General features: G+C 69.9%; 9 protein-coding genes. 3 read left to right on the forward strand and 6 right to left on the reverse strand.

The features are described 5' to 3' along the window. From AC6EI8_RS21425 to AC6EI8_RS21435, 3 genes are all read left to right on the forward strand, one after another. Positions 1–371 (forward strand): hypothetical protein (locus AC6EI8_RS21425; protein ID WP_498382812.1); only part of this gene is annotated, 371 nt, incomplete at its 5' end. Between the two features lie 3 nt (positions 372–374). Next, entirely contained in the window at positions 375–1,109 is a 735-nt protein-coding gene (locus tag AC6EI8_RS21430; protein WP_498382813.1) for a PIG-L deacetylase family protein, read from the forward strand. Positions 1,110–1,123: 14 nt separating this feature from the next. Further along, entirely contained in the window at positions 1,124–2,047 is a 924-nt protein-coding gene (locus AC6EI8_RS21435; RefSeq protein ID WP_149318359.1) for a glycosyltransferase family 2 protein, read from the forward strand. A gap of 61 nt (positions 2,048–2,108) precedes the next feature. Here the strand turns inward: AC6EI8_RS21435 and AC6EI8_RS21440 are convergent, their stop codons facing one another. The 6 genes from AC6EI8_RS21440 to AC6EI8_RS21465 form a co-directional block, all read right to left on the reverse strand. After that, positions 2,109–3,056, reverse strand: a complete 948-nt coding sequence (locus tag AC6EI8_RS21440; RefSeq protein WP_498382814.1) for a glycosyltransferase family 4 protein — start codon at positions 3,054–3,056, stop codon at positions 2,109–2,111. Next, positions 3,049–4,176 (reverse strand): glycosyltransferase family 9 protein, encoded by a 1,128-nt coding sequence (locus AC6EI8_RS21445; protein ID WP_498382815.1) that lies wholly within the window; start codon positions 4,174–4,176, stop codon positions 3,049–3,051. The genes AC6EI8_RS21440 and AC6EI8_RS21445 overlap by 8 nt, the downstream gene beginning before the upstream one ends. Further along, positions 4,173–5,204: a glycosyltransferase family 2 protein gene (locus tag AC6EI8_RS21450; protein ID WP_149318048.1), complete on the reverse strand. Its 1,032-nt coding sequence runs from the start codon at positions 5,202–5,204 to the stop codon at positions 4,173–4,175. Before AC6EI8_RS21450 ends, AC6EI8_RS21445 begins: the two co-directional genes overlap by 4 nt. Beyond that, positions 5,191–6,957 (reverse strand): carbamoyltransferase family protein, encoded by a 1,767-nt coding sequence (locus AC6EI8_RS21455; RefSeq protein ID WP_149318047.1) that lies wholly within the window; start codon positions 6,955–6,957, stop codon positions 5,191–5,193. The genes AC6EI8_RS21450 and AC6EI8_RS21455 overlap by 14 nt, the downstream gene beginning before the upstream one ends. A gap of 47 nt (positions 6,958–7,004) precedes the next feature. Next, positions 7,005–8,192 carry a glycosyltransferase family 9 protein gene (locus tag AC6EI8_RS21460; protein WP_498382816.1) on the reverse strand — a complete coding sequence of 396 codons (1,188 nt, stop codon included), beginning with the start codon at positions 8,190–8,192 and terminating at the stop codon, positions 7,005–7,007. Next, positions 8,189–8,597: HAD-IIIA family hydrolase (locus AC6EI8_RS21465; protein ID WP_498382817.1), on the reverse strand; the 409-nt coding region annotated here is incomplete at its 5' end. The genes AC6EI8_RS21460 and AC6EI8_RS21465, both read right to left, overlap by 4 nt.

Raw genomic sequence — 8,597 nt, forward strand, 5'->3', positions numbered from 1 at the left:
GGAGCAACGCGATGAGCGGCAACATCACCTTTCTGGTCTACCGGCTCGAATGGCATCGCCGCCGTGCCGAAGCGCTGCAGGCCGCGCGCAGCGGCCTCTATCGGCAGCTTGAAGATCTGCCATCGTGCAAGATCTACTGGGCGGCCGACACCTTTGCACACCGCAGCCCCTCCGGCGCGCGGCCCCTACAGGGTCCCCTGTCAGGTCAGATATCGGGCCCGATGTCCGGCCCAATATCCGGCCCGACTTCGAGCGCGACGCCCGGCACGACCGAGGGCGCGGCGCCGGACACGACGCAGCGCACCCCACTGCGCGCCACCGATTGGCGCGATCCTTGCACCATCGCGGACCTGCAAACCGAACCGGATTGAACCATGTCCCTGTCGGTCTCCGTTCCCCTGGTGGTGATATCGCCCCACCTGGACGACGCGGTATTCAGCTGCGGCAATCTGCTCGCGGCCTGTCCCGGTTCCGTGGTCGTCACCGTCTTCGCCGGCGTACCGCCGGTCGACATGCCGGCGCCGGACTGGGACCGGCGCGCCGGCTTCTCCAGTGCGGCGCAGGCGGTGCTGTCGCGGCGCGAGGAAGACCGCGCCGGCCTCGCCATCCTCGACGCGCAGCCGGTCTGGCTCGATTTTCTGGACAGCCAGTACAACCGGCGCCACACCGCGGGCGAGATCGCCGCGCAACTGTCGAAGGTGATCTCGCTGCATAACGCCTGCGCCGTGGTGGCGCCATGCGGCCTCTACCATTCGGACCACACGCTGGTGCACGAAGCCTGCGCGCGGCTGTGGCGCGAACGCGATCACGGCGGTCCGCCCTGGCTCTATTACGAAGAGGCGATCTACCGGCGCAAACCCGGCATGCTGCACAAGCTGCTGGCGCGCTGGCACGCGGCCGGCACCGTGTCCACGCCGGTGGACCTGGCCATCGGCGAGCACACCGCCACCAAGGCTCGCGCCTGCAACGCCTACGCCAGCCAGCTCGCCATGTTCGACTCGAACACGATCAGCGACCTGAGCGCGCCCGAGCGCTATTGGCAGTGGGAGGCCAGCGCCGGCGATGCGACCGAGGCCCAGACCGCCTGCACCAGCGAGGGCAGCGTGTGAGCGTAGCGGACGGCATCACGGCGCCTGCGCCCGGCGGCGGCCGGCAATCGCAGGCGCGGGCTCAGGTGGAGACGCGCGTCAGCGTGGTGGTGTTGACCTACAACCGTTGCGAATGGCTGCGCGCCACGCTGTCACGGCTGTGCGCGCTGCCCGAGCGTCCCGCCATCGCGGTGGTCGACAACGGCTCGAGCGACGGCACCGCCGACATGGTGCGGCGGGATTTTCCGCAGGCGGCCTTGCTGCGGCTGCCGGCCAATCTCGGCGCCGCGGCGCGCAATGTCGGCGTCGACTGGGCGCGCACGCCCTATGTCGCCTTCTGCGACGACGATACGTGGTGGCATGCCGGCGCGCTGAAGCTGGCGGCAGACACGCTGGACCGCCATCAGGACGTCGCCGCGCTGACCGCGCACCTGATGGTGGTGCGCGAGGACAGCGAGCCGCAGACCGACCCGATCAGCCGCATCATGGCCGACAGTCCGCTGCCGTCGGCGGGCCTGCCGGGCAAGGCGATCCTCGGCTTGCTCGCCGGTGCGACGGTGTTCCGCGTGGACGCCTACCGCCGCGCCGGCGGCTACCATCCGCGGCTCTTCATCGGCGGCGAGGAAACGCTGCTGGCGCTCGATCTGGCGGCGCTCGGCTGGCAGCTGGTCTACTGCCCCGAACTGATCGCCTACCACCAGCCCTGCCCGATCCGCGCGCACAGGATGCGCCGCCGCCTGCTGGCGCGCAATGCGATCTGGTCGGCGTGGCTGCGCCTGCCGGCGGGCGCGGCGCTGCGCGAGAGCGTGCGCATGCTGCCGGCGCTGCTGCGCGAAGGCGGACTGGCGGGATGCGTCGATACCGCACGCGGGCTGCCATGGGTGCTGCGCGAACGCACGGTGATTCCGCCGACGGTGGAGCAGCTGCGGCGGTATCTGGGGTCGGCGCAGATGCGGTAAGGCGCGGCAGGTGGGGAATTGGGCCGCCTGCCCTTCGCGAGAGCGCCCAGCCCCTTCCCTCTTACTGGGTCACCTGCCGCAACACCTCGCACCAATCCTCGACAAAGCGCCCGATCCCGAAGCGTTCCTGCGCGCTGGCGCGCGCCTGCTCGCCCCACTCCCTGGCCAGGCCAGGATCGTCGATCAGCCGCCGCATCACCTCGACCAGCCGCTCGAGTCGGGTATCGACATAGCCGTTGTATTCGTTGCGGATCGCCGTCGACATCTCGGTCGTCGCCATCCCGACCACCGGCATGCCGATCATCATCGCCTCGACCACGGCGAGCCCCAGGCTCGTATAGCGGATCGGATTGAAGAAGAAGCGGTAGCGCGCGATAAAGGCCGCCAGCTCGGGATTGGGCACCTCGCCCAGTCCGCCGGCCTCTTCCGCGGCCATGCCTACCAGATCGAGCGGCACCTGCTCGCGCGCCTGCGCGAAGATGTCGGCGCCAAGCCGGCGCCCACGTTTGGTCAGGTTGTTGACCACGCTGATGCCGCGCGGGGCCTCGCCGCTGTAGCGCACGGACGGATCGACGACCACCCCATGCTCGACCACGCAGTGCGGCGTGACGCCGCTGTCCCACATCAGCGCATTGAACGGCGTCACATGGACCAGCATCACGTTCGGGTCCTGCACCGGATGCACGGTCGCGGTCGGATGCTGCTGCGGCGGATCATGTTCGAGGAAGATCGTCGGCAGACGCCGCTGCGCCTCCGTCAGCAGCGTCTCGCGATCGCTGTCCCAATGGCGCTGGTGCTGGTACAGCACGCAATCGAACTCGCGGTTCGGCACGTCCTCGTAGGCGACCTCGTGCACGTTGCCGCCCCAGGGCAGCGCGCCGACGGCACCGGCATAGCCCGGCGGCGAGCCTGGCCTGGTCACCAGGTACAGTTCGTGCGGGATCTGCGACAGGTAGTACAGATAATTGCCGTGAACGTGCCAGGTCAGGATGCGCAGCCGCTCACGCATGGCTGACCTCCTGCGTCTCGCGCGACTGGCCGATCATCGCCATCGCGGCCGCCACTACCTCGTCGACCCCGACGCCCTCGGCGCACAGGTGGCCCACCGGGCAATCCTGATGCATGCACGGGCGGCAGGCCGGATAGTCTGCCAGCACGCGATGGCTGGAGCTGTCGAGCGGCGCCCAGCGCGCGCTGTCGCTGCCGCAGGAAACCACCACGCTCGGCGTGTGCATCGCCGCGGCGATATGCGAGGCGCCGGTGTCGTTGCACAGCAGCAGCCGCGCGTGTTTGACGACCGCCGCCATCGCGCCCAGATCGGTCTTGCCGCACAGATTGATCACCGGCGAACCGAGCGTGTCGCACAGCCGCCCGACCAGTTCCGCCTCATCGGGCGTGCCGGTCACCACGATCTTCCAGTGCTGGCGCAGCACGTCGGCCACCGCGGCAAAGCGCTCGACGGGCCAGCGGCGGGAATGCATGCGCGCGCCGGGATGCACGCAGATGAAGTTGCCGGGCATCAGGTCGTACATCAACGCCAGCCGCTGCCAGGCCGCGTTGTCGGCGGGCCGCAGCGGAAATTCGAGCTGGGTGCCATCGGCCGGATAGCCCAGCCGGCTGGTCAGCGCCAGCAGCCGCTCGATCTCGTTGCCGCCCGGCCAGTCGATCAGCAGCTCCTTCACCGGACGCGCGCCGTACGAGACGACGCCCGGCTGCCATTTGCGTTCGGCGCGGCCCGCGACCGGCGCCGCGGGGACCGGCCGGAATCCGGCCATCTGCCGCGCGCCCAGCTGCCGCACGATCGCGTTGGTCACCAGCCCGCTGCCATGCAGCTGGATTGCCAGATCGAACCGGCGCGCGCGCGCCTGCTCGTAGAAGGCCTGGGTTTCCTCTTCGCGGATCGGCTGCTCGGGCATGCCGGGCGCCCCGGGAAACACCATCAGGTCGTCGATCAGATGCGAGAAGCGCTCGACGAACGAGGCCGCCCACGGCAGGCCGATCAGCGTGATGGCCGCATCGGGCTCGGCCTTGCGCAGCGCGCGCAGCGCCGGCACCGCGCACAGCATGTCACCCAGTTGCAGCGCGCGGAATACGGCGATCCGGCGCGGACGGTCCGCGAATCTGATCATAGGAAACCAACCTTGAAGGCAAGGGCGCCGCGCAGGCGCCAGTACAGGGAAAGCGGGGGAATCAGAATCGACGTCGCGATCATCTCGGCGACATGCGAAGGGGTCAGCGCCGCGCCGCGCAGGCGGCGGCAGCAAAACCACGCCGTCAGCACGAACCACACGCCGAAGCCGCTCCATGCCACCGCGGCATGGCCGGCCAGCGCGGCGACCAGGGCGACCAGCAAGCCGAGCACCGACACGTAGTAGTGCCAGGGCGGAATCGGGCGGATGCGCTCGCGATACCAGCGCGGATGCTTCTTGTACAGCAGCGCGTCGAAGAACACCTTGGACTGCGCGGCGATGCTGCTGCCCCACGGAGCCGGCCGCACCGGATGCACCACCATCGCCCCGTGCGCGGTACCGATCGGGCCGACCTGCTGCAGCAGGCGGAACTGCAGATCGGAGTCCTCCCGCCACGCACGCGTGAAGCGCTCGTCGAAGCCGCCGACCTTCAGCAGCGCCTCCTTGCGGACGAAGCAGTTGGCGGTGACGAACTCCGCGGTCGCCAGGCCGCCGGTATCGCGCTGATGGTCGGTCGGACGGGCCGGCAGCGGCACCACCACCCTGCCCGTGATCGCGCAGCATTGCGGCGAGGTCGACAGCGCCCGGCAGCCTTCGCGCAGCCAGCCAGGATCGGGAATGGTGTCGTCGTCGGTGAACGCGATCACCGACGCGCGCGCGATGCGCCAGCCGGCGTTGCGGGCGCCGGCGGGCCCTTGCGTGTCGGGCACCGGCAGATAGCGCAGCGTGCAGCGCGGCCACGCGCCGTTCAGTTCCTGGACCAGGCGCTCGACCTCGGGCTGGCAACCGTCATCGGCGACGATCACCTCGAACGTGCCGGCGCCGAACTGCTGCACGCCGATCGCGCGCAGGCAGCGGTGCAGCAGGTCCGGGCGGCGGTAGGTCGGGATCACCACCGAGACCAGCGGCTCGGCGTCCGGGGTCTCGACGTGGCCGACTGCCTGATCCGCGGGCTCATGCAGCGGCATGGGCGCCCTCCCGCGCAGGCTTTTCCAGCAGGAACGGACCGATCACCAGCGCATCGAGCGGCGAGGTCCAGAAGCATTCGACCGCATCGCGCGGCGTGCAGACGATGGGCTCGCCGCGCGTGTTGAACGAGGTATTGACCAGGATCGGCACACCGGTGCGCTGCTCGAAGGCGGCCAGCACGTCGTAGTAGGCGGGATTCTGCTCGCGCCGCACGGTCTGCACGCGGGCCGTGCCATCGACGTGGCAGACCGCCGGGATGCGGTCCTCGCGCCCGGACTTGACGTCGAACACGAACAGCATGAACGGCGCGCGCCAGTTGCCGGGACAGGCCGCCGTAAACCATTCGGCGGCACGTTCCTCCATCACTACCGGCGCCACCGGCCGGAAGTCCTCGCGGTCCTTGATCTGGTTGAGCTTCTGCTGCATCGACGGATCGATCGGCGAGGCCAGGATCGAGCGCGCGCCCAGCGCGCGGGGGCCGAATTCCATGCGGCCCTGGAACCAGCCGATGATCTTGTTCTGCGCCAGCAGTTCGGCGGTCTCGCCGGCAACGTCGTCGAGCCGGCGGTACGGCAGCTTGGCCTGGTCCAGGAAGGCCGCGATCTCCTGCTCGTCGAAGGCCGGGCCGTAATAAGCGTGCTCCATCGTCCAGCGCCGCGCCGGCTTGCCGCGCTGCTGCCAGTCGATCCACAGCGCCGCGCCCAGCGCGGTGCCGGCATCGCCGGCGGCCGGCTGCACCCAGACCTCGTCGAACGCGCCCTGGTCGCGCACCCGTGCGTTCATCACGCAGTTGAGCGCCACCCCGCCCGCCATCGCCAGCTTGCGCTCGCCGGTCTCGGCGGCCAGCCACGCCGTCATGCCGAGCACCGTCTCCTCGAGCACCAGCTGCAGCGAGCGCGCGATATTGAAATGCTCGCGCGTGAATTCGCTGCCGCGCACGCGCGGCGGCCCCAGTACCGCTTCGAGGTCGGCCTGGTCGATGCGATAGCCGCCCTCGCGGTCGCCATGGACCATCGCGCGGAACACGTCGGCGCGGGTCGGCTCGCCATACGAGGCCAGCGCCATCACCTTGTACTCGTCGGACGAATGCAGGAAGCCCAGATGCCGCGTCACGCGTTCATACAGCAGGCCGAGCGAATCCGGCAAGTCGATCTGCTTGATGCGGCGGTAGTCGCGTCCGTCGAACACGCCATAGCTGGTGGTGGCGCTCTCGCCGCGGCCGTCCATCGTCAGCACCGCGCAGCGGTCGAACGGGGCCGCGAGGAAAGCGCTGGCCTCGTGCGCCATATGGTGCTCGACGTAGTGCCAGCGGTACGGCGCCTCGGCGCTGCTGCGCACGGTGGCGAAGCGCTTCTGCAGGTGATGCGGCACGCCCGACACCAGTTGCCGCGGCGCGTTGACGACATAGGACAGGAACAGCGGGTCCCACGGGGAATCGGCCACGCCGGGCTGCGCATGCCGCGACGGCTCCAGCGGCAGCGTCACCGTCTCGTCGTGGCGCCGCTCGCCGAGCATGATCGCGGGGTCGAAGGAATAGGCGATATGGTCGATATCGGCCAGCGTGATGCCGGCCTCCTTCAGGCAATAGTCGATCGCATGGTAGGGCAGCTCCCAGGCCGTGAACGGCACCGGCCGCTTGCCGTGCTTGATATGCGTGAACCGTTCGTCTTCCGCCGCGGCGATGACCTCGCCGTCGCGCACCAGGCAGGCGGAGGTGTCGTGATAGGCGGCGTTGATTCCAAGCGTGTACATGGCGGCTCCTCTGCGCGATTCCCTCTGCGCGATTCCTTGTGTCCGGTTCAGGTCGCCAGCACCGCGCCACTGGCGCGTACCGGCGGCAACGGGGGCATGACGGGGGCGGGCACGATCAGCGGCGGCAGCGCATCGGAGGTGGCCGGCGCGCCGGCCAGCAGTTCGCGCGCCGCGGCGACGACCTCGGCCACTTCGACGTCGTTCAGGCAACGGTGGTGCTGCTGCGGGCAGACGCTCTTGTAGCAATAGCGGCACGGCACGTCGGCAAAGAGCGTGCGGTGCGGCACCTGCCACGGCGTGTGCTGCGGATTGGTCAGCGCATAGAGATCGACCACCGGCGTGCCGAGCGCGGCCGACAGGTGGACCGGCCCGCTGTTGTTCGAGACCAGCAGATCGGCATGCTCGATCAGCGCGCCCATCTGGTCGAGCGTCAGTTCGCCGGCGATGCCCACCACGCGTGGATGTCCGGCGGCGCGGCATACGCTGTCGACCAGCGCCTGCTCGCTGACGCCGCCCGTCAGCAGCACCAGCGCGCCGTCCTGCTCGGCCAGCGTGCGGGCGACCTCGGCGAAGCGCGCCTCAGGCCAGCGGCGCGACTCGGCGGTGGCGCCGGGATGCATCACCACGCAGCGGGCGGAGGCGGCGCTCTCTGGCACGCCCTCCCCTTGCCACCGTTGCAGCAGCCGCTGCACCGCGCGCCGGTCGTGGGGCTGCACGCGGAAGCGCAGCCGCGTGTCGGCCGGCACCGCGCCAACCGTCGCCACCAGATCGAGCTGGCGCTGCGTCTCGTGGCGAACCTGCGTCTGGGGCTCGGTCTCCGGCACCCAGTCGCTCAGCAACTGATAGGGGTTCTCGCGGCAATGCGCGAGCCGCAGCGGAATGCCGGCCATCGTGCAGAGCAGTGCGGCGGGCAGCGGGTTCTGGCTGTAGACGGTGAAGATCACCGCCGCGTCGAAGCGCGCCGCCTGCAGCCGCTGCGCCATCGGCATCACGCTGCTGCCGGTGCGGTTGCCGATGCCGTTCCCCTTCACCCACGGCGCATCCCAGGTCAGCACCGTATCGATCATCGGCAGGTGGCTGGCGAGCGCCGCCGCGCCACTCGAGGTCAGCAGGGTCAGATGACGGGACGGGTCGCTGTCCTTCAGCGCCTGCATCGCGGGCGTGGTCATCAACACATCGCCCATATTGTCCAGCCGCACGCACAGGATGCGTTTGGCGTCGCGCCATGCCGTCATGAGGCCTCCACCCGGCAACGTTCGGCGTGCCGCACCGTGCCGCCCAGATGGCGGACCACGATGCGCGCGGCCTGGTCCAGATCCGCGACGACATGCTCTGGCGTGCGGTACGGCCCGCGCACCCATTCCGTCTCGTTGCCGCAATCGACCAGGATGGTGTGGCAGCCGGCGCGCTGGCCGGCCTCGATGTCGTCGAGGATGTCGCCGATCATCCAGGAGCGGCGCAGGTCGAAGTGCAGCATCGCCGCGGCATTGCGCAGCAGCCCCGGCAGCGGCTTGCGGCACAGGCAGGTGCGCGTGAAGCGCGGCACCACGCCTTCCGGATGATGCGGACAGAAGAAGAAGCCCGACAGCCGCGCGCCGTGGGTCGCGAACAGTTCGCCCAGGCGCTGGCGCATTGGTCCC

Source organism: Cupriavidus sp. R6-3, assembly GCF_059772245.1.